This window comes from Methanofastidiosum sp. (assembly GCA_013178285.1).
Classification (GTDB): Archaea; Methanobacteriota_B; Thermococci; order Methanofastidiosales; family Methanofastidiosaceae; genus Methanofastidiosum.
The window spans coordinates 15,159-40,182 of record JABLXD010000007.1 but is presented as its reverse complement, the minus strand read 5'-3'; the positions used below and the strand labels follow the sequence as shown (position 1 = coordinate 40,182).

Annotated in this window: 26 protein-coding genes; 13 read left to right on the top strand and 13 right to left on the bottom strand. The window is 34.4% G+C overall.

Going from position 1 to position 25,024, the window contains the following annotated elements; all coding sequences use genetic code 11:
- The gene (gene icd, locus HPY60_03920) at window positions 1-1,200 is read left to right on the top strand and encodes an isocitrate dehydrogenase (NADP(+)) (GenBank protein NPV50328.1); all 1,200 of its coding nucleotides are present in this window, start codon (window positions 1-3) and stop codon (window positions 1,198-1,200) included.
- Here the strand turns inward: icd and HPY60_03915 are convergent.
- Together HPY60_03915 and HPY60_03910 are read right to left on the bottom strand one after the other, a co-directional pair.
- The gene (locus HPY60_03915; protein ID NPV50327.1) at window positions 1,197-1,457 is read right to left on the bottom strand and encodes a hypothetical protein; all 261 of its coding nucleotides are present in this window, start codon (window positions 1,455-1,457) and stop codon (window positions 1,197-1,199) included. The two genes, icd and HPY60_03915, sit on opposite strands and share 4 nt — an antisense overlap.
- A 45-nt stretch (window positions 1,458-1,502) precedes the next feature.
- Window positions 1,503-1,967 (bottom strand): GNAT family N-acetyltransferase, encoded by a 465-nt coding sequence (locus HPY60_03910; GenBank protein NPV50326.1) that lies wholly within the window; start codon window positions 1,965-1,967, stop codon window positions 1,503-1,505.
- A 120-nt stretch (window positions 1,968-2,087) separates the two neighbouring features.
- Between HPY60_03910 and rsgA the strand changes: the two genes are divergently transcribed.
- Window positions 2,088-3,161, top strand: coding sequence for a ribosome small subunit-dependent GTPase A (rsgA, locus tag HPY60_03905; GenBank protein NPV50325.1), 1,074 nt, complete (start codon window positions 2,088-2,090; stop codon window positions 3,159-3,161).
- A 148-nt stretch (window positions 3,162-3,309) separates the two neighbouring features.
- Window positions 3,310-4,200 carry a hypothetical protein gene (locus tag HPY60_03900; GenBank protein NPV50324.1) on the top strand — a complete coding sequence of 297 codons (891 nt, stop codon included), beginning with the start codon at window positions 3,310-3,312 and terminating at the stop codon, window positions 4,198-4,200.
- A gap of 138 nt (window positions 4,201-4,338) precedes the next feature.
- Here the strand turns inward: HPY60_03900 and HPY60_03895 are convergent, their stop codons facing one another.
- Complete coding sequence (locus tag HPY60_03895) at window positions 4,339-5,022, bottom strand: hypothetical protein (GenBank protein NPV50323.1); 684 nt, start codon at window positions 5,020-5,022, stop codon at window positions 4,339-4,341.
- Window positions 5,023-5,400, bottom strand: coding sequence for a hypothetical protein (locus tag HPY60_03890; GenBank protein NPV50322.1), 378 nt, complete (start codon window positions 5,398-5,400; stop codon window positions 5,023-5,025).
- Window positions 5,401-5,626: 226 nt separating this feature from the next.
- On the opposite strand from HPY60_03890, the gene HPY60_03885 reads away from it, so the two are divergent.
- Window positions 5,627-6,070 (top strand): VOC family protein, encoded by a 444-nt coding sequence (locus tag HPY60_03885; GenBank protein NPV50321.1) that lies wholly within the window; start codon window positions 5,627-5,629, stop codon window positions 6,068-6,070.
- A gap of 17 nt (window positions 6,071-6,087) precedes the next feature.
- Here HPY60_03885 and npdG read toward each other — a convergent pair whose 3' ends face one another.
- From npdG to prs, 6 genes are all read right to left on the bottom strand, one after another.
- Entirely contained in the window at window positions 6,088-6,828 is a 741-nt protein-coding gene (npdG, locus tag HPY60_03880; GenBank protein NPV50320.1) for an NADPH-dependent F420 reductase, read from the bottom strand.
- A 124-nt stretch (window positions 6,829-6,952) separates the two neighbouring features.
- Entirely contained in the window at window positions 6,953-8,101 is a 1,149-nt protein-coding gene (locus tag HPY60_03875) for a hypothetical protein (protein NPV50319.1), read from the bottom strand.
- Window positions 8,020-8,706 carry a hypothetical protein gene (locus HPY60_03870; GenBank protein ID NPV50318.1) on the bottom strand — a complete coding sequence of 229 codons (687 nt, stop codon included), beginning with the start codon at window positions 8,704-8,706 and terminating at the stop codon, window positions 8,020-8,022. The genes HPY60_03875 and HPY60_03870 overlap by 82 nt, the downstream gene beginning before the upstream one ends.
- Before the next feature lie 182 nt (window positions 8,707-8,888).
- Window positions 8,889-9,338: a hypothetical protein gene (locus HPY60_03865; protein ID NPV50317.1), complete on the bottom strand. Its 450-nt coding sequence runs from the start codon at window positions 9,336-9,338 to the stop codon at window positions 8,889-8,891.
- Between the two features lie 58 nt (window positions 9,339-9,396).
- A complete protein-coding gene (locus tag HPY60_03860; GenBank protein ID NPV50316.1) occupies window positions 9,397-9,942 on the bottom strand; it encodes a CBS domain-containing protein in 546 nt (181 codons plus the stop codon).
- Between the two features lie 8 nt (window positions 9,943-9,950).
- On the bottom strand, window positions 9,951-10,799 hold the full coding sequence (gene prs / locus HPY60_03855) for a ribose-phosphate diphosphokinase (GenBank protein NPV50315.1): 849 nt from the start codon (window positions 10,797-10,799) through the stop codon (window positions 9,951-9,953).
- A 203-nt stretch (window positions 10,800-11,002) separates the two neighbouring features.
- Here prs and lonB point away from each other — a divergent pair, with 203 nt between their 5' ends.
- From lonB to HPY60_03810, 9 genes are all read left to right on the top strand, one after another.
- On the top strand, window positions 11,003-12,955 hold the full coding sequence (gene lonB, locus HPY60_03850) for an ATP-dependent protease LonB (GenBank protein ID NPV50314.1): 1,953 nt from the start codon (window positions 11,003-11,005) through the stop codon (window positions 12,953-12,955).
- Between the two features lie 4 nt (window positions 12,956-12,959).
- Window positions 12,960-13,580 (top strand): MBL fold metallo-hydrolase, encoded by a 621-nt coding sequence (locus tag HPY60_03845; GenBank protein NPV50313.1) that lies wholly within the window; start codon window positions 12,960-12,962, stop codon window positions 13,578-13,580.
- Between the two features lie 202 nt (window positions 13,581-13,782).
- Entirely contained in the window at window positions 13,783-15,030 is a 1,248-nt protein-coding gene (locus HPY60_03840; protein ID NPV50312.1) for a Glu/Leu/Phe/Val dehydrogenase, read from the top strand.
- 85 nt (window positions 15,031-15,115) lie between these two features.
- Window positions 15,116-16,405: a Glu-tRNA(Gln) amidotransferase subunit GatD gene (gene gatD / locus HPY60_03835; protein NPV50311.1), complete on the top strand. Its 1,290-nt coding sequence runs from the start codon at window positions 15,116-15,118 to the stop codon at window positions 16,403-16,405.
- Window positions 16,389-18,266 (top strand): Glu-tRNA(Gln) amidotransferase subunit GatE, encoded by a 1,878-nt coding sequence (gene gatE, locus HPY60_03830; GenBank protein ID NPV50310.1) that lies wholly within the window; start codon window positions 16,389-16,391, stop codon window positions 18,264-18,266. The genes gatD and gatE overlap by 17 nt, the downstream gene beginning before the upstream one ends.
- A 120-nt stretch (window positions 18,267-18,386) precedes the next feature.
- Entirely contained in the window at window positions 18,387-19,658 is a 1,272-nt protein-coding gene (asnB, locus tag HPY60_03825; protein ID NPV50309.1) for an asparagine synthase (glutamine-hydrolyzing), read from the top strand.
- The gene (locus HPY60_03820) at window positions 19,645-19,899 is read left to right on the top strand and encodes a hypothetical protein (protein ID NPV50308.1); all 255 of its coding nucleotides are present in this window, start codon (window positions 19,645-19,647) and stop codon (window positions 19,897-19,899) included. The genes asnB and HPY60_03820 overlap by 14 nt, the downstream gene beginning before the upstream one ends.
- Before the next feature lie 51 nt (window positions 19,900-19,950).
- Window positions 19,951-21,360 (top strand): CoA-binding protein, encoded by a 1,410-nt coding sequence (locus tag HPY60_03815; protein NPV50307.1) that lies wholly within the window; start codon window positions 19,951-19,953, stop codon window positions 21,358-21,360.
- Window positions 21,311-22,015 carry an acetate--CoA ligase family protein gene (locus HPY60_03810; protein ID NPV50306.1) on the top strand — a complete coding sequence of 235 codons (705 nt, stop codon included), beginning with the start codon at window positions 21,311-21,313 and terminating at the stop codon, window positions 22,013-22,015. Before HPY60_03815 ends, HPY60_03810 begins: the two co-directional genes overlap by 50 nt.
- Here the strand turns inward: HPY60_03810 and HPY60_03805 are convergent, their stop codons facing one another.
- The 3 genes from HPY60_03805 to HPY60_03795 all read right to left on the bottom strand — a co-directional run bounded on the left by HPY60_03805 (window position 22,016) and on the right by HPY60_03795 (window position 25,011).
- Window positions 22,016-22,777, bottom strand: coding sequence for a hypothetical protein (locus HPY60_03805; GenBank protein ID NPV50305.1), 762 nt, complete (start codon window positions 22,775-22,777; stop codon window positions 22,016-22,018).
- A 1-nt stretch (window position 22,778) separates the two neighbouring features.
- On the bottom strand, window positions 22,779-23,558 hold the full coding sequence (locus HPY60_03800; GenBank protein ID NPV50304.1) for a transglutaminase domain-containing protein: 780 nt from the start codon (window positions 23,556-23,558) through the stop codon (window positions 22,779-22,781).
- Between the two features lie 115 nt (window positions 23,559-23,673).
- A complete protein-coding gene (locus HPY60_03795; GenBank protein ID NPV50303.1) occupies window positions 23,674-25,011 on the bottom strand; it encodes an FAD-dependent oxidoreductase in 1,338 nt (445 codons plus the stop codon).
- Window positions 25,012-25,024 lie beyond the last annotated feature (13 nt).

The window sequence follows — 25,024 nt, the reverse complement described above, 5'->3', positions numbered from 1 at the left end:
ATGAGTGGAGATTTAATTACAATAAAATCTGGGAAGATTGATGTTCCAGATTTCCCGATTATTCCTTTCATTGAAGGGGATGGGATAGGTCCTGATATATGGAAGGCATCCCAAAAGATTATGGATGCTGCTATTCAAAAAGCATACGGAAGCAAGAGAAAAATATACTGGACTGAAGTATTGGCTGGAGAAAAAGCTTTCAATAAAACAAAAAGTTGGCTTCCGGATGAAACAGTTGAAAAGATTAAAGAGTGCATAGTAGGTATTAAAGGGCCTTTAACAACTCCAGTTGGAGGGGGTATAAGAAGTATTAACGTTACCCTAAGGCAAGTTCTTGACCTTTATGCATGTATACGACCAGTTAGATACTATACTGGACTCCCTTCTCCAATGAAACATCCAGAATACGTTGACATGATTGTTTATAGAGAAAATACCGAAGATGTTTATTCTGGGATAGAATGGCCTGCCGGTTCTGAAGAAGCTAATAAAGTTATTTCTTATCTTGAAACACAGTTTGGAGTAAAAATAAGAAAAAACTCTAGCATTGGTATAAAACCCATTTCAGAGTTTGGAACAAAGAGAATTGTTAAGAAAGCATTTGATTTTGCAATTGAAAATAATAGGAAGTCTGTAACTGTAGTACACAAAGGGAACATAATGAAATACACAGAAGGGGCTTTTAAGAACTGGGCATATGATCTTGCTAACCAGGATTACAAAGGTAAGATTATCCCTTATACTGAGTATAAAGATTCTGGCATCGTTCTAAAAGATGCTATAGCTGACAATATGTTCCAACAAGTTCTTTTAAGACCGGCTGAATACGACGTGCTTGTCATGCCAAACCTAAATGGGGATTACTTCTCTGATGCTCTAGCAGCTCAAGTTGGCGGACTTGGAATTGCACCTGGTGGAAATGTCGGAGATGGATACGCTGTGTTTGAGGCAACTCACGGTACTGCACCAAAATATGCAGGAATGGACAAAGTAAATCCAGGATCATTATTACTTTCTGGCGTCATGATGCTAAACTACCTTGGATGGAAGGAAGCTGCAACTTTAGTTGAAAAGAGCTTTGGCGAAACCATAAAACAAAAATATGTCACATATGACTTCGCTAGACAGATGGAAGGCGCAACTGAAGTAAAATGCTCAGAGTTTGGCGAGAGAATAATTAAGAATATGGATAAGATTTAATCTTCTTTTTTAACTTTCTTTTTCTTTTGAATAACCTCTTTTCTGAATTCTTCAATATCCTCTTCAGGGATTTCTGGGAAATATATCAGATCGTTTACAAATACACTTTCCTTGATACTTCCATAGCCACATTCTTTACAGATATCCCTTACCATATAATTAAATGATTCAACAGAAACATCAGTACTACCGCAATTTGGGCAGATTTTGATGTACCCTTTCATACGTGTATCCTCAATAGGTTTTTTCTTCTTCATAGTCTCTCAGGTTATCTATTAGATTATTTGATTATAAAAATCTATTCAATCAAGGTAATACATTCTGACCTTTTTACCGTCAGATGTTAGAGTTCCTACCTCTTTAAATCCAACTTTATCATGGAATTTGACTGAGCCTTCATTTTGAGGTTCTATAGCTACTTCTGCTACAAGAGGTACTGGCCCTTTATTGTTTATCAGTTCTTTGTATAGCATAGAAGCAATCCCTTTGCCCCTCATAGACTCATCAACAATTACTCTATCGATATAGTAGTATTTTCTGAACTTATTTTTAAACCATAGAAAATTGACACTATCATAATCTGTGCAGTCATCCATAGCCATCAAGAATCCAACTACTTTATCGCTATCTTCAATTATACTGAAGAATGGAATATTCCAGTATTTTTGAAAAAAGCTAATTTCCTTTTTACCCACCCATTTAGATTCTATATTGTTTAATTCTAGTATTCTAGGTAAGTCTTTTTCTTGTGCTCTTCTAATATTCATTAATCTATTAGATTATTAGGTATATTAAAATCTTTAGTTCTATCTTCATATGTTAGTTTTTTAAAAAGATAGGGCATCTACTTAAAATAGAAGAGAGGGTATTCAATGGAAAATTCATCAATTGATCTTGAAACTATCGGCTGGGATTCCTACTTTGAGGATAATTTTACCGAATTTAAAGAAGAAGGATTGATACCTGGCCGTATCACTGAAGTCCAACGTAAAAGCTTCATGGTGATTACAGAACTAGGCGAGGTAGAATCTAGAGTTTCTGGTAAATTTAGATTTAATACACTGGACAAAAGTAATTTCCCCGTAGTTGGAGATTGGGTGATCATAAAGATTGAGATTAATAACAAGGGAACTATTCATGAAGTTCTACCTAGAAAGAGCAAATTCTCTAGAAAAATTGCAGGTAAACTTACAGAAGAACAGGTCTTACTTGCAAATGTTGATGTGGTTTTGATTGTATCAGGACTTGATCATGATTTTAATATCCAGAGGATTGAAAGATACCTTACTTTAGTTTCAAAGAGTGGCGCAAGGCCAGTTATTGTACTAAATAAATCTGATATTTGCAATGACCTCGATCAAAAGTTAGAAGAAGTGAAAAAAATAGCCCCAAATGTTCCAATACATAATTTGAGTGCAGAGTTAAATGAAGGATTGGAGTCAATTGAACAATATCTTGAAAAAGGAAAGACTATAGCTCTTCTCGGATCTTCTGGCGTAGGCAAATCAACTATTATTAATAAACTACTTGGCACAAACCGTCAAAAAGTTAGTTCTGTAAGAAAATCTGATAGCCATGGGAGACATACTACGACTTTTAGAGAGATGATTATGCTTCCAAATGGAGGGATGATTATTGATAATCCTGGGATGAGAGAACTTCAATTATGGTCTGATGGTGACGATGTTAGTGATGTCTTTTCTGATATAGAAGCACTTTCAAATAACTGTAGATTTTCAGATTGTACCCATATTAGTGAACCAGGCTGTGCTGTGAAGAATGCTATTGAAAACGGTGATCTTGAAGCACGTCGGTATGAGCATTATCTTAAACTGAAAAAAGAAATAGAATATCTTACTATAAAACAGAATGAGATGGGCAGGGTTACAGAGAAAGTTAGAGGCAAAGACATTTCTAAAAAAATAAAGCTTATCAAAAAAATGAGGCCTGATAAATACTAGGCTTGTAATTTTAGTAAAATAGTTCAATTTAACTTAATAAAATATAAATGGATATTTAAATTGGCCCTTTCAAATAATCCCTCGGTAAAATCCAAAACTTTTATATAATATTAAGATTTCATTTAAATGAATATTAAAGGTGGTAAACATGAAAAAAGGAATCATTGCTTTAATTGGTATATTTTTATTGGCGATTAGTAGCCTTTCAACAGTACTTGGTCAGAATCCAATGGACGATATGTTTGTTGAAGGGGTGCCTTTTGAGTGCTATAATGAAAAACTAGTTTGGTCATTTAACACAACTCTTCAACCTGGCGAAAACAGATCATATAGTGTACCTTCTTTTATTCTTGAAGATTGTTATTACTATCTCCAAATAAAAGGGCAAACACAAGAATGCATAGAATGTACAGGAGACCCCCCTCTAGCAATTTTTTGGATTACAGCTTACTATAAAGGAGAAGAACACGGGATTAGCTCACCTCAATTTGACCCAGAGTGCGGAGTTGTAGATGGTGTGGATATTAGGTTTCCTTTTAGTGAGAATGAATTTATACAAGGAAGTGTAATAAAAGAATTTGAAAGTATTCAAGTTGTAAACAGCGAGAATTCAGATTGTCCTATTACCTATTCCTGGAAACTTTACTCAATCTGTGAATGTAAAGGAAAGCAGGCTTTATACCCAAAAGTCGACATTGAAGGATTTGCAGTTAGCGGTGGCGCAACCATAATAAAGGATGGTAAAATCATCTCAGCTTTCAATGTTTTGCCTGGTGTACAGCAGACAATGATACAAGTTGAGAACAGAGGATTCTTTACACAAAAGGATGCAAGAGTAAGATTCATTGGGCTCCCAGATGGAGTCACAGTAGAATTAACTCCAGCTACACAGACAATAAAGGCACATAATATAGGTACATACAGCGCAACATTCACAGTAGGTACAAACGTTCCATCAGGAACTTATAATATCTCTATGGTAGCTTACTCTACAAATGGAACATTTGACACAATAAGGATACAACTAGTTGTTCCATAAAATAAATTTTATTTTATTTATTTTTATATACTAATTCCTTTCTTAGATAAAACAGTTCATTGAATTCTTCATTATATTACAAAGCCCTGTAATATTAGTAAAATTATAAAGTTTAACTTAATAAACTATAATTTCGTCTTATATGTGGTAAATTATAAAAAAGAAGAATATTAGACAGATAAAAAAATATCCAATAAGTGGAAATATGTCCACCTTATACTCTTCTCCCGAATATTTTTCAATATAGTGTTCATATGAATTTGCAAGAGCGTCTAATTTTTTTCTAAGAGGGACAAATTCTAGATACATAGAGCATAAATTACCAATTAAGATAAAAATTAGAAATAATTTCATAAATAAATTCCAGATACTCTCTTCAAGCACGATGGAAAACATTCCCGAAAAGAATGGAACGCCCCAAAATATTAAGGCAGGCAACATGGGCAAGTATGATAAAGCGCAATATCTGCCAATTGTATTGATGCCAATTTCATCTTTTCCTTTGAGATACCTTACCATATCTTTTCTTATTTCGTCGAGGTAATAGTACTGGCCCCCAACAATCAACCACATCTGAAACCTATATACTCTTTCATCAAAAGTGATAACAGTTTCAGAAATGTGATTTTCCAATTTTAGACTAATCCATATCTGGCTAATCTTGAAACTATAAAAATAATTATACGCTATAAGTGAATTTTCATCTTCTTCTTTTACTTCTATCCCTTTTTCAGTAAGCCAATCCTTGATCTCACTCTTCACCTGTTCTATGCCCTTGCCTTCTATCAGGTATGCTTTGCCGGGTTTGAAGTCGGATGTCATTTAGTTGGTCTCCTTTTTCTTCTTGTCCCTTGGATCCTCCCAGACCTTCTGCTCGTAGTGGAAACGATTTAGAGGATCTTCCTTGGTGTGCCAGTACCAGTAGAGGAAAATACTGCTAAAGGTTATCCATAGAACTGAAAATACGAAACCCCAAAATTTCAAAAGAAATATAGCAAAGAGATTAACAAACATAAAGATTAGAATTAGGTAGGCTAGAACACCATTTCCAGTATAATGAGTTTCTGGAATATTCGCATCAATTCGAATCAATTTGCCATATTTACGATATCTTAGACTATTTAAAATAGAAAAAAAAGTTAAGAGTTCGACTAAGCTAAGTAATAAAAATACAACAATTAAGTTATTGTCTAATGTCATTTAATCTCTCTTACTTAAATTCAATTTGATTAATTTCATCTTTTCCATATATTTAAGGATATGGAAAAAATTAGGGAAAATAGGGAAAGAAGTTTATCCAATATAAAGGTTGTAATATAATGGAAACTCCCTTCTTTCAGGTTATATTAAAACCGGTTATAACATTAGTAAAATTATAAAGTAATCATTTCAAAACCTTTAAAACTATCCATTTCTTAAAGTATTTATGGCAATTTTAAATCACATAGCCTTACTTGTTTCAAATCTTGAAACATCAAAAAGATTCTATAAAGAAACACTAGGATTAGAGGCAGTCTTTGAACATCCAATTAACGGTGAACAGTTCGAAAAAGTAACGGGTCTAAATGACTTTGACGTTGTATTTGCAGTATTATCTGATAAAAAATCCAAAGTAAATATCGAGCTAGTAGAATTCAAAAATGGCCTCATGGAAAGTCCTTCAATATTTAACCACATAGCTTTTGAAGTTGAGGATGTTGATGCACTTCACCAAAAATTTGTAAATAATTGCATAGAAACAGTTTCAGAGCCAGTAACGCTTACACACCCCCATCCAAAAATAAATGGCAAGAGATTCTTCTATTTTTATGATCCAGATGGCAACATAATAGAAGTATATAATAAAAAAGAAGGATTATACTCAGAATAAATTTAAAAAATTATTTTTTATTCAGGAAGATAAGTAAATCTGATGCCCATTCCTTCTCTGACTTTGTACCTTATGTTCATCCCGATCAACAATGCAGTTATTGGCTCAATAAGTCTTGCATTTTGTAGTGGTCCACCATCAATTGCTCTAGCGCCAGGTATATCCTTTGCAAGTTCCATTATGTTTTTTCTTGCATCTTTTGAGCCTCCACATACCATTATATCACAATCGACATCTTTTTCAAGGTCAGAAAGCCTATCTGCACTAACATTCTGAAATGCGCTAATAACTTGAACATTTTCTGGAACTAAACTCTGGATAACTTCAGCAGCGCTGCCTTCCCACGGGGATATCATAGTAGTTGCTTTTCCGCCCACAGCAGTTGAAAGAGGCACAACTACAGATACAATTATTTTACCTTCAGTTAAAGCTTCCTTAATAGAAGCAATTGTTGGAATTAAGTGTGAATAAGGAACGCTTATCACTACTATGTCTGCTTTCTTTGTAGCTTCTAAATTGTCAAATCCTGATATCTTCGCTTCAGGAACTTTTTCCTTTACAGCTTGGACATCTGTTTTTTCTATTTCTAACAAAGAGCATGCAGTATCAATACAAATCGTTTTTAAACTATCGGCAGAAGTACAGGCCTTTTTCTCTTCCCTAGATCCAATAAAGACTTCATGTCCAGCTCTTGCCCACCTCAATGCAAGTCCCGAGCCCTGTCCGCCAGTTCCTCCTATAATAGCAATTTTTTTCATTTAAATCAACCTAGAATAAATTATAATTGTCTAAATATAAAAAGTTTTTGAGAGATTACTCTCTTCTAAAATAAAAATGAATTGAAAAATTAGTATAAAAAAAGAATAAGAAAAAATTAAATATTTATTTGTATTTCTTGTGTTCTTCTTCTCTGATTTGTTGCCACTTCTTGCCTTTTCTTATACCTTCAAAGACAGGCTCAGCATCTCCTGGTCCTTTACAGTATATTGCATAGTCCATTGTCTCTGCGTAAGCTGGGTCGACTGCTCCACCGGCAACTATGAATGGGACCTCTAATCCTTCCTTCTTCATAAGTTCGGCTACCTTGGGGAATGCAGTTCTTGTTGTTGTCATTAAAGCAGTACCGGATACTACATCAGGTTTTTCTTTCTTTGCAGCTTCAATTACTTTATCCCATGGAACACTTGCCCCTAGATCAGTAACTTGGTATCCCTTTGCAATCAAGATTGACTTTACAATGTCTTTTCCAATGGCGTGAACGTCACCGAATGCAACGTGCATAATAATCTTACCTTTTGGCTTGACATCTCCCATTGCGCTCTGGCAGTGGCTGATACCTTTCTTCATTGCGTTTGCAGCGAGTAATATTTCAGGAACGAATGCGTATCCACCATCGTACATTTCTGCTACACCAATTGCACCAGGTAACAATGCTTCCTCTACTAAATCAATTGGCTTTAATCCTTTTTCGAGTGCAGCTACTACGAGCTTTTCAGCTTTATCTGCGTCACCTATCATGACTGCTTTTGTAATTTCTGCAAATTCAGGTTTTGCTGGTGTGTACTTCTTTATAATCTCTTCTTTGCTTAGCGCAACGACTTTTCTCTTTACTTTCTTTGGCCCACAAGCTTCTACCATGGCCCTTATGTTTGCATTTGGAGTCATTGGTGGTGTACCGCATGCTGGAGAAAGAATATCTACTCCATCTGCAATATCTCTAAGTGATTGTGTGTAAACATATTCTGGTGTACCCATCATGACGACTGGGATTGTTTCCAAACTTCCGACGAGTGTAACCCTGTCTCCAAGACCCATAACTGCTTCTTTAACTGAGGTACCAGGTGCCTCGAATGAGAATGCATCAAATCCAGAGTGTGGTATCCTGTCCATGTAACCTCTTGTGTCACCACAGATATGTAAGATAGACATAGTATCTTTTAATTCCTTTGTCATTCTCTTATATCTTGGCTCAAGGAAGTACTGGTAATCCTTTGGATCAAGTAAGTCTCCTGAAGCTGTTGGATCAGGCATGTAAAATCCATCTGCGCCACTTGAATCAACAGAGTTCCTAAGATTTCAATACAAAGATCAGTACAAATATCAAGACAAGCTTCAAATTTCTTTTCTTCTTGTTTTGACCACATTAATATTCTGTCTACGCCCCAAAGGTGACCTGCAATGGTCATTGGACCTGTAACAGTTCTAAAAACAGGAACAAGTTTTTCATATTTTTCGACTAGAATCTTAGTTGAACCTTCAACAATTGGATTTCTTCCCTTGGATATAACGTCTTTTGGCAAGTTGTATTTTGTTGGGTCAGTGTTTTCAAGAACATGTTTTAATACAGATGGATGTCTTAAATCAGTTCCTAAATCAATATCTGCACCAAGCATAGTTGATTCAGATACTAAATCATTGTGGGATATAAGTAAATCTAATCCCCAAACTTCATATCTGCCTGCCTGGAACTGTGCCATAACCTTTGAATCAGTCTGACATGCTGGCCAGGTAACGTTTGTTGAAGCCATTAATTCTTTACAAAAGTTTGAAAGTACTATAGTAGGTGTTCTGTCAACACGACCACCGGCCATAGCTGACATAAATCTTCTATATGGTGTCATTTCTCTTAATGCCAAATAATCTCCTCCTTTATGTAGCCAACCAAATAAAATTAGGTTAACTAACCCGATTGTTCCTTCTGATTAATTTATAAAAGCTTTTTCATGGATGGTCTAGCCATCCAATTATTTAATCAGTTAAAAAAACATTAATAAATTTTTAATTTAAAAGAAAAAATATAGAATTAATTATAGAAAAATTATTTCTTCTTTGGCTTTTCAGCCTTAGCAGCGTCTGGAGAAGCGCTGTATCTAAAAGGTGTTGCGATTGGAAGGCCTAGTTCCTTTATCAACATCATTGAAAATACGTAGCATTTAGCATTTATTCCATTAATGACTTCATCAAAAAATGCTGTGTCTAGTTGCTTTTTACCTTCCCACTGTTCAATGATTTTCTTTCTGAACTCTTCGCCTTCTTGATAGTAAACATTTCCCTTTATGCTTGCACTACCTACTGCAGGCTCATAATTTGAAAGGAAATCAAACTCAACATCTAAGACGTTTAATCTTCCTCCGGGGCCAGACATTTGCATCTCTTTAATTGAGACAATGTTTGGTGTCTGCGTGAAACTTACTGGACCCTCAGGGGCCTTCTCCAATTTTTTCTTTTCTACTTCAGCTTTTGTAATATTAAAATTAATTATTGGCATGTCAAACCTCCTTTTCCTATGGAATGAAGATTTGTTTTTAAAATTAACTATTAAAATATTATATTTTATCGAGGATGTCTGCCCTGGTAATTATCCCTACGACCCTTCCCATTTCTTCTATAAGAACGGCTTGATTTTCTTTTAGCAAGGTATAAACTTCGACAAAACTTTGCCTCTTGGAAACTACTGGAAAACTTTCATCCATGATCTCAGATACTGTGAGGTCTGGACTCTCACATATTTTCCCAAGCCCAAGTTTTTTTACAAGTGATTTCTCAGAAAGGCTACCTACTGGTATTCCATTTCTCATGACAGGTAGTTGTGATATATTATATTTTGCCATTATTGTTATAGCGTCACTAACTTTATCCTTGGGGTGAACAAAGATTACTGGCGAAATCATAACATCCTCTATTTTTTTCATTCTTGCCCTTAGCTCTTCTAAGGCATTTAAGATCTTGTTGAAGGTAGAAAGTTTTGGATCAATTTGTTTGTTTTCAAGTTTAGCTATGTAAGCTTGAGTAACTCCTGCTTTGTCGGCTAACTCTTTTTGGGTTATCCCAAATTTTTTCCTTAGCTTTTTTACTTCCCCAAGATCAATCATTTAATCCCCTAAAACATTTCTTCTATTATAGATGCAATTGAGATGTCCGAGAATTTGGAAGGTATAGAATCAGAACCAAAAATTCCGTCTATTCCTGCCTTTTTTAGTCTTTCCTCAGCATTTGATATCATTAGGAGGTGTGTTGCCCCAGATAGTACTTTTAGTGTTCCTTCTCTTTTTAGGACTTCACATGCCTTTGCCATAGTTCCCCCAGTTGATATGATATCGTCAACAATTGCTACGTCTCTGTTCTTAGTATTAATCTCTTTTGGTCTTATCTCCACTGTGTCCCCGGAAAGCCTTGTTTTCTCAAGATGATCAAACTCTGCGTCCATTTGGTCTGCAACTATTTTTGCCCTTTCAACTGAGCCCTTGTCAGGAGAAATAATAACGGGCTCTTTTAGATTTAGATCCATCAAATAATCTGCGATCAACGGCATAGCTGACAAATTTTCTCCGTTCATAGCTTTTGTGACTTTAAGATCGTGTATATCTACCGTATATTTGGATTCTAAATCGAATCTATCTATCATCTTTGCTAGAGAAATACCTGATACAGATTCCCAGTCTTTAAATCTCTTGTCTTGTCTTGCATAAGCCATATATGGAATTAGAAGATTAATTTTGATGTTTAGGTCTTTTAATGCATCAATCATGAAAAAAAGTTGCATTATATGCTCGTCCTGCGGGTAATATAATGATTGTACTATAAGAATCTCTTTAACATTTTTTACCTTTTCGTCAAATCTGACATAGCCTTCTCCATCAGGAAATCTTTCAAAATGGCAATCGATTAATTTGAAATCTCCCTTTAACTGCTGTAAAGTTTGTTTTGATGAGAGCGATGTAACAAACATTTTAACACCTTGAATTTGGTATGCCTAATCATTAATATATTTTTCTATTTTTTTATTTTGTCCATCTTTTTATTAATTTATGATTATTCCAATAATAAATTTATGTAAAATATTTGCTAAATATACAACTTATATAATAAGTACGATATATTTTTAAAGGCTTGATAACTATAAACGCTAAAGTCTTTCTAGAGGAAATAGTAATGGCAAAGAAAAAATCTTCTATTCCGGAATCAGAAGAAAATAATGTTAAGGTATTAAATGAAGAATTAGTAGACATAACTGAAGAAGTTAAAAAAGTTAGAGAACAAATTAAATCATTTTATGATGTTACAACTACAGAAGAAATAGAAGTTCCCGAGAACTTAATTGATCAAGTTATTGGTCAGGACCACGCAGTTGAAATCGTTAAGACCGCAGCAAAACAAAGGAGAAATGTACTATTAATAGGAGAACCTGGAACAGGAAAATCAATGCTTGGATTGGCAATGGCAGAACTTTTGCCAAAAGAGGATCTTGAAGATATCTTGGCATATCCAAATCCTGATGATCCAAACACGCCTAGAATAAGAACTGTTCCAAGGGGCAAGGCTAGGCTCATAATAGATGAGCACAAAGCTATGGCAAAAAAACAGGAAGAAACTAAAAGAATGATACTTTTCTTTGTCATAGGTGCAATCGTTGTAATCGCATTAACTCAAGGACAGTTACTCTGGGGACTTTTCCTCGCAGTTATTATATTCTTTGGAAGGCAGACATTTAGGATTAAAAATCAAGTCATGATTCCAAAGGTATTAGTTGATAATTCTAAGTGGGACCATGCTCCGTTTTTGGATGGAACAGGTGCTCACGCCGGGGCATTACTTGGGGATGTCAGACATGACCCATTCCAGTCGGGAGGGCTTGGTACGCCTGCGCATGAAAGAGTTGAAGCGGGTATGATCCACAAGGCTCACAAAGGATTACTGTTCATAGATGAAATCTCAACATTAAAAATCCAGATGCAACAAGCCATTCTTACAGGTATGCAAGAAAAAGCATATCCCATAACTGGGCAAAGCGAAATGAGTTCTGGTGCAATGGTTAGAACTGAAAAAGTTCCCTGTAACTTTGTTTTAGTTGCTGCCGGAAATCTTGAAACTTTAAGAGACATGCACCCTGCATTACGTTCAAGAGTTAGAGGTTATGGTTATGAAGTTTACATGGAAAATTCAATGCCTGCCAACGAAGAGAACATTAAAAAGATTGTAAGATTTGTTGCACAGGAAGTTAAAAAAGATGCAAAAATACCACATTTCTCCCTTGACGCAGTAGCTGAAATTGTTCAAGAAGCAAGAAGGAGAAGTAACAGAAAGAATCACCTTACCTTGAGATTGAGAGAACTTGGTGGAATGGTAAGGGCAGCTGGCGACGTAGCATTATCTAGAGGAGATAATATTGTTACAGTTGAGCATATTGTTGAAGCAAGAAAACTTTCTAGGTCTCTTGAACATCAAATAGCTGATGACTATATTGATAGGAAAAAAGCTTACCAGATATTTGGATCCACAGGGGCCCAGATAGGAAAAGTTAACGGGCTTGCTGTTTTGGGTGAAGGAAGTGGAATTATTACGCCTATAGAGGTCGGTGTTAGTAGATCCTCCTCAAAATCTCATGGAAATGTAATTGCAACAGGAAAACTCGGAGAAATTGCAAAGGAGTCAATATCTATTGTATCCTCTTTAATAAAGAGATATTCGAACAAGGATTTATCTAGCTTTGATATTACTATCCAGTTCCTTCAAGCATATGAAGGGGTTGAAGGAGATAGTGCTAGTGTATCTGTTGCAACAGCAGTTATCTCTGCACTCGAAGAACTTCCAATAAGACAAGATGTTGCAATGACTGGGTCACTTTCAGTTAGAGGTGATGTTCTTCCAATAGGCGGAGTCACTGCTAAAATAGAGGCTGCCCTAGAGAGTGGAATGAAAGAAGTAATTATCCCTGACTCAAACAAAGATGACGTATACATAGAAAAATCAAAGAGAGAACAGATTAAAATAGTTCCAGTAAAGAGACTAGAAGATATTTTGAGCTATGTACTAATAACAAATAAAAATTCAGATTTTATTAAAAATCTAACAAAATTAAAAGAATCTCTAGGAGTACAAGCGTGATTAAATGTTTCATTTTATAGAGTCCATTGGTGTTGACTCTAATTGTTACATCCTTGAAAGTGATATAACTGCACTAATTGATACAGGAACATACAAAAACTACAGAATATACGATTATGTAGATGAAAATGATTTACAAATAGATATTATTATTAATACGCATTGTCACTACGACCATATCGGCGGCAATAAATTTTTTCAGGTACCGATATATGCGCATGAAAAAGACTACCTTGACATAAAGAATGGATCAGAGAAAACTTTTTTCTGGGGATTTTCAGAAACTTTTGAAGGATTTAAAGATGTAAATCCCCTCAAAGAAAACGATGAAATTGATCTTGGAGATTACTTGCTTAAAGTAATTCATACACCTGGGCATACATCAGGATCAATGTGCCTACTTGAAGAAGATAAGAGTTACCTCTTTTCAGGTGACACCGTTTTCAAAGGATCAGTTGGCAGATATGACTTGCCATCCGGAAGTCTTGAAGATTTAAAGGAATCTTTAAAAAAGCTATGCGATATTAAAGTTAAAGAAGTTTTTCCAGGACATGGGGAAAGTTTTCCAGGGAAAGATCTTCTATTTAACAAGTATATGGTTACCCTTATGGAAGAGGATATATAACCTCCGAATATCGTACGGCTTAACTATTTTTTCACTTATTTTTTTGTACAATTTAAGGCCATTTATAATCTAATTAATTTTAAAATAGGTAAAACTGGCATTATGTTTGATAATTTAATGTCAAATTGTAACTTTTTCTGCCAAAGAAAATAACTAAGATTTAAATACTTAAAAATTTAACATTCCAAAGGGGAGGTATTCTATGGAAAACATAGATCCTTTTGAAAATGTATTAAAACAACTTGAAAAAGTAAACAAAGTTCTGAAACTTGATGAAGGAATATACGAGGCACTTAAAAGGCCAAAAAGATTTCTTGAGGTAACCGTGCCAGTTACTATGGACAATGGTAATGTTAAGGTTTTTACTGGTTATAGATGTCAATATAACGATGCCAGAGGTCCAACAAAAGGAGGTATAAGATATCACTGGAATGTATCTCCATCAGAAGTAAGGGCACTTGCCGCTTGGATGACGTGGAAATGCGCAGTCGTCGATATCCCATACGGAGGGGGAAAAGGAGGAATAATTTGTAATCCAAAGGAAATGAGCGATCGAGAAATTGAGAGACTTTCCAGAGGATTTATTGCAGCAATTTACAAATTTATTGGTCCAGAGTTAGATGTTCCAGCTCCTGATGTTTATACCAATCCAAAAATAATGGGATGGATGATGGATGAATTCTCTAAGATAAGGCAACACTACTCTCCAGGAGTTATTACCGGAAAGCCTTTGTCTATAGGGGGTTCACTAGGAAGAGGAGACGCAACTGCAAAAGGTGCATGGTACACAATTAGAGAATATGTAAAGTATTTGAAATGGGATATGAAGAAAACAACAACTGCAGTTCAGGGATATGGAAATGCAGGTTCATACATTGCACAATTCCTACATGACCAAGGTTCAAAAGTCATAGCTGTTTCTGATTCTCAAGGAGGAATTTATAACGAAGCAGGACTTGACCCATATAAGGTCCTTGAGCATAAGGAAAAAACAGGCTCTGTCGTGGACTTCCCTGGTGCAAAAAACATAACTAATGAAGAACTATTATTCCTTAAATGTGATATCCTATGTCCTTCTGCACTTGAAAATCAAATCACTGCTAAAAATGCAGACAAGATCCAAGCAAAAATGGTGGCCGAACTTGCAAACGGGCCAGTTACCCCTGAAGCCGATGAAATACTTATTAAAAAGGGAGTTTACCAGCTACCTGACTTCTTATGCAATGCAGGTGGTGTAACAGTATCTTACTTTGAGTGGGTCCAGAATCTAATGAATTACTACTGGTCTGCAGATGAAGTATACGAAAAACTTGACAAGAAGATGACAAAAGCTTTCTGGGACGTAATCGCGGCTAAGGAAAAATACAACATTGACATGAGAACAGCTTCTTATGCAGTTGCAATCCAAAGAGTAGTCGACGCAATGAAGGCAAGAGGGTTTGGTTACTAAATCTATTTTTATTTCATCTATTATTTTATTTTCTAATTTTTTTAATATGTAAAACACTTATATAGTATTCTTCTTATTCTTAAATATGGAGCCACAAGTTGGAGATGTTATTACATTAAGGAGGGGTAAAATTAGTTACGAAGGAATAGTCATACCTTCTCCTAAAAAAGATTCAATTATTATTAAATTATCTAATGGATATAATATTGGTTTTAGAAAAGAGTCCGTTGAAATAATAAACGTAGAGAAAAAAGAAAAACCAAAAATATTTTCTGAAGTTAAGTTCCAAAAACGTAAGGATATCCCTGAAATATCTTTGATTTCTACAGGAGGGACAATCGCTTCGAGAGTAGATTATGAAACGGGGGGAGTCAGATGGCTTATGAAACCGGAAGAAATATTTTTTATGGCACCTGAACTCTCAGATATAGCAACTTTTAGAAATATCTCATCTCCTTTTCAGATAGCCTCCGAATCAATGACTTTTGAATGCTATAGAATATTGGCCAAAGAAGCAGCGAAAGAATTAAACGCTGGATCAAAAGGAGTTATTATCACTCATGGAACTGATACACTACATTATACTTCCGCTGCATTATCCTTCATGCTCCAAAATCTATCAAAACCAGTTTGTCTAGTAGGTGCACAAAGAAGTCCTGATAGGGGAAGTTTTGATGGTTCTATGAATTTAATATGTGCTTCATATATCGCCGGGCAGTCAGATATGGGTGAAGCTGTTATAGTGATGCACGGAGAAATGAGCGATACCTATTGCAATGTCCTAAGAGGAACAAAAGTCAGAAAAATGCATTCTACAAGAAGGGATACATTTAGGCCCATAAATACATCTCCTTTAGCCAAAGTATTCATGAATGGAAAATTTGAGAAAATATCAGATTATAGATTAAGAAATGACGATAATGAAGTATATGCGGACATAGAGATGGAAGAAAGGACTGCAATTATTAAGGCATATCCAAATTTTAACCCAGAAATCCTTGATTATTATATTGACAAAGGATACAAAGGGTTAGTGATTGAGGCGTCAGCTCTAGGTCATGTTCCAACAGATACAATTAATGAAAAGTTTTCTTGGGTAAATTCAATTAAAAGAGCGAGGGAGCAAGGCATAATAGTTGTTTTTGCAACACAGTGCCTATTTGGTAGGGTAGACCCATTTGTGTACTCCAACGGAAGGATAATGGAAGAGATGGGTGTAATATACGCTGAAGATATGCTACCTGAAACGGCATATCTCAAACTATCTTGGATTTTAGGCCACACAAACGACTACTTTGAGGTAAAAAGAAACATGCTTGATAATATGGCTGGAGAGATAAACTATCGTATAAAGGGGGATAAGAATGGACTATAAGGAACTTGGACTTAGAGTAGGATTAGAAATCCATCAACAATTAAATACTAAAAGAAAACTATTTTGTGATTGTCCAACAGTTCTTAGAACTGATGATCCTTTTGATACAATTGAAAGAAAACTAAGGCCAACCCCTTCTGAAATAGGTGAAGTAGACGTTGCCGCTTTAAAAGAATATATGAGGGGTAAAACCTATATCTACCAATATTATGATACAAACTGTCTAGTTGAACTTGATGAAGAACCACCCCATCTTGTTTCTGAAGAAGCCAAGGTAATTGGAGTTGAAGTTTCTTTACTGCTTAATTCTAATATAGTTGAAGAGATACAGGTGATGAGAAAAACTGTTCTTGATGGATCAAATACCTCTGCTTTTCAGAGAACCATGCTTATATCAACAGATGGATACATTGAAACTAAAGAAGGTCCAGTTTCAATTCTAACAGTATGTCTCGAGGAAGACGCGGCTAGATTAATTAGTCAAGATGATACCACTAAAACATTTAGGCTTGATAGATTGGGAATACCTTTAGTTGAAATAGCTACTGGCCCCGATATTTCTAATCCCGAACAGGCAAAAGAAGCGGCATATATTTTGGGGCAAATCTTAAGGGCAACGGGGAAGGTAAAGAGAGGTTTAGGAACAATAAGACAAGATCTAAATGTTTCCATTAGAGAAGGTGGAAGAGTTGAACTAAAAGGAGTCCAAAAACTAGAAATGATACCTTTATGGATTGAAAGAGAAATTGAAAGACAGATCAATCTCGTTGAAATTAAGAAAGAATTGTATAAAAGAGGATCTGAAAAAGATCTTGAGTTTAAGGTCACTGAACTTACTGATATTTTTAATAATACTTCATCTAAGATAATTGCTAGTTCCATCAAAAAGAATGGAGGAGTCTATGCAATAAAATTGAAAAATTTCAGAGGAATTCTTGGAAATGAAATTCAAAAAGGGCGAAGATTTGGAACAGAACTAGCGGATCATGTGAAAACATATGGACTCTCTGGACTATTCCATATAGATGAACTTCCAAACTATGGAATAACAATAGATGAAGTAACTAAAGTAAAAACAAAACTTAAGATTGAAGAAATGGATTCTTTTGTTATCGTAACTGGGAAGGAGAACATATGCTATAAGGCTTTAGAAGAAGTCTTTGAGAGGTGCAAAAAGGCATTTTCTGAAGTTCCCAATGAAACAAGGGATGCATTAGAAGATGGGAATTCAAAATATTCTCGTCCACTTCCAGGAAGGGCAAGGATGTATCCTGAAACCGATATCCCTCCATTTTCTATTCAATCAGAATTAATAGAAAAAATTAAAATTAATCTGCCTGAAACTTTTGATGAGAAGGTTAACAGATTTATCGACAAATATGGGCTTAAGAAGGAAGAGGCGGAAAGAATAGTTTATGAAGGCCCTGAACTTTTTGAAAAAGTTTCATCTTCCCTTGATATAAAATCTACTATATTTATAAAAGCTTTAGATCTTTCAAAAAATCTAGAAAGAGAAGAAGGATATGTAACAGATGATGAAATCCTATACTTACTCTTTGAAAAAGTATCAAAAGGGATTATAGCAAAAGAAGGGATTGAAGAGGTTTTGAAGAGAGTTTCAAAAGGAGAAGATATTGAAAAAGTCTTATCAGAGTTCTCTTCAGAGAACAATTCTTCTGACGTTGAATCTGCAATTGAGAAAATTATCCTAGAGAAAAGAGATTTCATAATAGAAAAAGGAGACCGTGCTATTTCTCCACTAATGGGTTTATGCATGAAGGAATTTAGGGGAAAAGTAGATGGTAGTTTAATTAATAAAATCGTAAAAGAAAAGATAGAAGAAATCATCAAATCTTCTTGAATAATCTTTTCTATTTATTTTTAAAAATAGTTAATTATTTAAAGGCCCTCCCAAAAGATTCTCTAGAAGAAGATTCCTAAAGATTTTATTTACTAATTTTATTCTTTAGGAGGGAGCATAATGTGTGGTTTTATTGGAAGCTTTCCTAGCAAAGATAAGAATAGTGTATCAAAAGGATTATTTAAAATTCTTCATAGAGGGCCAGACGACAACAATATTATTGAATCTGAAATGGGCGTCTATGGACACTGCAGGCTTGCCATTATTGATGTTGATTCTGGGATACAACCAATGGAATATAAAGATCATTTAATAGTTTTTAATGGAGAGATATACAATCATCAGAATCTTCGTTCACTCACAGATGAGGAATTTTCAACCGATTCGGACACAGAAACAATTTTAAGACTTTATTTAAAGTATGGCCCAGAAATCGTGAACAAATTTAATGGTATGTTTTCATTTGCTATAATTAACAAAAATAGCTTATTTTTGGCAAGGGATCCTATTGGGATTAAACCTTTGTATTATATAATAAATGAAGACACAATTTATTTTGCTTCAGAGATTAAAGCCCTATCAGGTTTAGGCGGGAGAATTATTGAATTCCCTAGTGGAACATATTGGCATTCCAACTTTGGATTCAAAAAATATTATGATTTCTCTAATTCATTAATACCAAATCTAAAAACAGATCCATTTTTGGAGGAAGATTTAATTAAAATAAAAGACTCTCTAAAAAAGGCTGTTAACTTAAGATTGATTGTAGATGAAAATGTTCCACTTGGCGTTGCTTTAAGTGGTGGGCTTGATAGTAGTATTATAACGGCCCTAGCAAGAGAGCAAAAAGATCCTTTGGATACTTTTGCTGTGGGTACACTTGGATGTAAAGATTTGGAATTATCCTTAATGGTTTCTGAATATTTGGATACTAATCATCATACTTATTTATATGATGCTGAAGATATTCTAAAAGCCCTCCCTACAGTGATAAAGCACTTGGAGTCTTTTGATGCTGCATTAATTCGAAGCGCAGTCCCAAATTATTTTCTAGCAAAGCTGGCTTCAAAATATGTTAAAGTAATATTAACTGGTGAGGGCGCAGATGAATTGTTTGGTGGATATAAATACATGTCAGAAATATCTAATCCGTATGAATTTCAAAGTGAATTATATAATCTGATATCTAACCTACATAACACAAATCTTCAACGTACCGATAGGATGACCATGGCATTTAGTTTAGAAGCAAGAGTACCTTTTCTGGACAAAAATGTTATTGAAACTTCATTAGGGATCCCTGTAACCTGGAAATTACATCACAAAAAAAGAGTTGAAAAATATATTTTAAGAGAAGCATTCAAAGATATGCTGCCGTATGAAAATTCATAGGCCAAAAGAAAAATTCTCTCATGGTGCCGGGTCAAAAGATTTGATGGCAAATCATGCAGAGAATCAGATATCGAATAAGGAATTCGACAAAGAAAAAAATATAGGAAAAAATACAATTTTAAGATCAAAAGAAGAACTATTATATTATAGGATATTCAACGATATATTTGGGGACTCTATTAACCCAGAAACTGTGGGCAGGACTAGATCTATATTAAAAGATGAATTGATAAAAATATAGATTTTACAAAATATATTTAAATTAGCTAATACCATAGAAGTTTGTGAAAATATGAAAGACTTAGATTTCTTTTTTAATCCTTCTTCTATAGCCGTCATAGGCGCTTCAGATACAGTTGGGAGTGTGGGTTATGAAATAATGAAAAATCTCCTTGAAGATTTTCCCGGAGAACTATACCCAATAAATATTAAACAAAAACCTATTTTTGGCAAACCTAGTTACAAGAGTATACTTGACGTGCCCAAAACTATTGAAATGGCAGTTATAGCCATTCCAGCACAATATGTTGCTGACGTTTTAGAGGAATGTGGTAAAAAAGGTGTAAAGGGAGTAGTTATAGTTTCTGGAGGCTTTTCAGAAATTGGAGAAAAAGAGAGGGAAGCTAATCTATTAGAGATATCTAATAAATATGGCATTAGAATAATAGGCCCAAATTGTATAGGAATTTATGATAATTTTTCTGGCGTAAATACAGTATTTTTATCAAAGGAGAAAATTTCTTTCCCCCAAAAAGGTAATATTTCTTTTATTTCACAGAGCGGGGCATTTGCAGGACTTATATTGGACTGGACAAGTAAGGAAAGAATTGGAATATCAAAAGTTGTAAGCTATGGAAATAAAATAGATGTCAATGAAGCCGACCTTATTGACTATTTATATGATGATGAAACCTCAAAAGTTATTTGTTTGTATATTGAAGGTATACGTCGTGGTCTTAGATTTATGGAATCTGCAAAAAGGGCCTCAAAAAAAGTTCCTATTCTTGCATTGAAATCCGGCAAAACTAAATCTGGAGCTAAAGCCGCTTCAAGTCATACTGGAAGCCTTGCAGGAGAGGATATAATATATGACTCTGCATTTAAACAATCTCACATAATAAGGGCAAGTAATTTTGAAGAACTTTTTGACATGGCAAAAGCTCTAGAAAAACAGGTTTATCCTAAGAGTGATGGGGTTGCAATTTTGACTAATGCCGGTGGACTAGGGGTAATGACCGCAGATGCATTAGAAATGAATGGACTTAGACTTGCCAATTTGGGTGAAGACACAGTAGAAAAGCTAAAGACCCAGTTTCCCGAAAGAGTAGTTGTTTCAAATCCAATGGACTTAGTTGGAGATGCAGATAAAGAACGTTATGAAATTGCTCTAAAAGCCCTTATGGAAGATAAAGACGTAGGTTTAATCGTAGTTATTTTGTTACTTCAGGTTCCAACACTTTCCTTAGATTCTGCAGACATAATCCTCAATATTAAAAAGAATTCTGATAAACCCATTATTATTCTGGCAGCAGGAGGAGAAATCATAACTCCATGTCTTAGAAAATTGGAAGAAGGTGGACTTGCAGTTTATCCTTCTCCTGAGAGAGCAGCTAGAGCAGCATACGCCTTAGTTAATCATGCAATAGTTCGAGGTGATATCCATAGAGAGCGTAAGGAAAATATTGGAATTTGTAAAATCTGAAGGAAGAAATTCTTTGATGGAACATGAAGCTAAGGAAATAATGAAAGCTTATGGGATAAAAGTACCAAAAGAAGGAATTGCAACTTCTGAAGAAGAAGTACTAAAGATTGCAAGAAAAGTAGAGTATCCGGTAGTACTAAAAATTGCGTCACCCGATATCCAACACAAGACCGATGCAGGTGCAGTATTTTTGAATTTATCAAAAGCAGAGGATATTTTAGAAGGATATAGGAAGGTAATACAGAACTCAAAGAACTTTAAGCCTGATGCAGACATAAGAGGTGTAATAGTCCAGCACATGATGCCAAAGCAAAGAGAAGTTATTATAGGAGTTTCTAAAGACAATCAATTCGGCCATGTCCTCATGTTTGGACTTGGTGGTATCTTTGTTGAAGTATTAAAAGACGTATCATTTAGGATTATCCCTATAGAAAAGGAAGATGCATACGAAATGATTTCTGAGATTAGATCACATCAGATGCTTTGTGGGGTCAGGGGAGAGAAACCATCAGATATAGATGCACTAGTGGACATTATGCTTAAAGTATCAAAATTTGTTTCTGATTTTCCAGAAGTAAAAGAACTTGATTTAAATCCCGTATTTGTTTCCGAAAAAGGTGCTGTGGCTGTAGATGCTTTGATTGTAATAGAGTAATCACTCTATTATTTCATAATATAAATCATTAAAAGAGCCTTTGTAGCTTGCATTGATTAATGAGTAATATCTTGTTTTTTCGATATAGTCACTTGCACTACTAGTTGGGTCGAAAACAACCCAGTTCCCTTGATAAAAAAGCTCTACCCATGCATGGCCCGTATTCGATGACGTGAGTCCAAATACTACTTTTACATCTTCTGGACTATAGCCTTTTGCCCTCAATAAAGTGCACAATAAAATAGCTTGATCTTCACAGTCACCAGTTCTTAAATTAAGTGTTTCTTCTGGTAATTGCCAATATTCGAATCTATAATCGTAAGTTAGATAATCCTCTTCGTACTTAATTTCATCACGCACAAATCTATATATTGTAAGAGGGTCATTTGTACTAATCTCATTAGAAAAAGATTTTATACTCTGATTTTCAGGTGTTATGAAAACAGTCATATCATATTTTTTTAATTTTTCATAGACATTTATTTCTTCTTTTAATATGCCAATGCTTTCCGTTCTTTGATTTATTCTACCTTTAAGATCATCTATGTTTTTGTTTTCAGCAACAATATTAATTTCTATAGCCTTAACTTTATCTTCAATATTAGATCTTTCGTTATTGTAGTAAAGAAGCCTATTCTCTAGTTCTTTCTCTTGGATTAAACTATTGCTATATTGGTAATGCCTAATTAAAAAACCTGAAAATAAAACTGATGAAAAGATGATTAGCATGATAACAAGGGTCTTAAACTTTTTATATTCCATTTTATGACCTCATCAGTTTTTTATCATTAAATCTGAATAATTCTTGGACACTATATAATTTGTATATGTCATTTTTATTATAAGAATCAAAATTATTTTTTTCTCTGGGTAAAAGCAAATATACATTTCCATTCAATTTAAGCTCGACCCATATATCCGAAGAAGTCGAATTGAGCAAGTTTATTTTTGCACCAACCACTTCAACTTCATTTTCACTAAATCCAGAAGCTCTAAGCATTGAAACCAATAAAATAATTTTATCTTCATATTCTCCTTTTTTACTTTGAATAATATTTTTTGGATAGTTCCAGTAGTCGATTCTGCCATTTCGTATTAGCTTATCATCTTTCTTAATTTCATCTCTTGTGTAATTGAATATTGCCCTAGCTTTTTCTGCATTTCCCATACCAGGAGTAATAATCTGATTAAGAGTTTCGGTAACTAAAGAATCATTTAAATCAACAAAAATTCTAGGATCTTTTGATTCATATATCTTGTATGAACTAATCTCTTGATTTAATTTATTTTGGGCTTCTAGAAGAAATAATTCTTCTTCACTTAATTTATCTTTATACTGGACCATTTCTTCAAGTTCAAATATTTTTTCCATTAAAGTAGAATTAGTTTCTTGAAGCGCTAAATATGATTCCATTATTTCTTCTTCTATTTGGTAATTTGATTTTGTTTGAAAGTTTAATTTTTGTGTTTCTGACATAAACATAAATGAAAACAATAAAATTCCGAATATAAAAAACGAAACAACAAAAAATCTCTTCATCATATTTTTTTAAATATTAAATCTATATTTAAGAATAACTTAAATCAAATATATGATTTAATCTGGAATTCTTTATTATTAAAATATTTAAAATTTAAAGAGATAAGTTATTAGTTGATTAATCAGAACCTATTATTTTTCTTGCAGCCATTGTTAGAGGGTCTAGTGCACTTGATATTGGAGGTGCATATGAGGTTTCTGAAGTTGCAAGTTGGTGGACTGTCGTTTTTCTTCCTATAAGGAGGGCCATTGCATCTATCCTCCCTTTAACTCCTTCTTTTGATATAACTTGTGCGCCAATTACTCTATAATCACTGTCAGATAAGATTTTAACGTAAATATCTTCCCCTCTGGGGTAGTACTTTGCTCTTGTTAATCCTTTAGCATTGCCTTCAATTGGATTTATTCCATATTCGAGAGCTTTTTCTTTTGTAACGCCTACTGTACCTACTTCTAATTCACCAATAACTGCTATACTTGGGCTTGATATTGGTCCAAAAACAGTATTTTTACCCAGAATATTGTCTGCTACTACCACTCCTTGTCTAATTGCCGTTGATCCCAAAGCACTGATTGTAGATTTATGAGTAATAATATCTGTAACTTCAACACAATTACCGCAAGAATATACATTTTTTAGGAATTTACCCTTTCTTCTAACTCTGAGTGAAGCATCTGTTACAATTCCTCCAGTGCTACCTGTTTCAATACCTGCATTCTTAGCCAATTCTACATTAGGCCTTACTCCAACGGATACAAGAACTAAATCTGTTTCGAATTCATTTCCGTTTGCTTTAACATAATTTACTTTTTTCTCGCCTAAAATAGAAGAAGCAACAGTAGAGGTATTAATATTCATATTTAAGGAAGTTAAATATTCCTCTACAATACCCCCCATATCTTTATCCAGCATATTAGGGAGAACACGATCTTTCATTTCAATAACTCTTGATTTAAGGCCTTTTTTAAGAAAAGCATGTGCCATTTCAAGACCTATCGATCCTGCGCCTATAATTGTAGGAGAATTTGCATTTTTTAATGACTTTGATATCCTTAGTGCATCTTCTAGAGAATTCAAAAAATAAACGCCTTCTAATTCTATTCCCGGTATGGGTGGAATTATTGGAGTAGCACCACTAGCAATCACCAAAGTATCATATTTTATTTTATCGTTGCCAAAATTAATCTCTTGAGCATCTAGATCTATTTTATCAACTGTAGTCTTATTCAATATGTTAATGTTCATTTCGGAATAGTATTTCATATCCCGAAGAATTAGATTATCAAATGAATTTATCATACCAGAGACTACAAATGGGATGCCACAAGGACTATATGCAAAATATTCGCGGCTAGTAATTACGGTTATTTCTATATTTTTATTTTTTCGTCTAACTTGAGACGCTACGGGAAGTCCTGCAGCCCCTGCACCTATTATAACAAGGTGTTTTTGCATGTTTACTATAAAC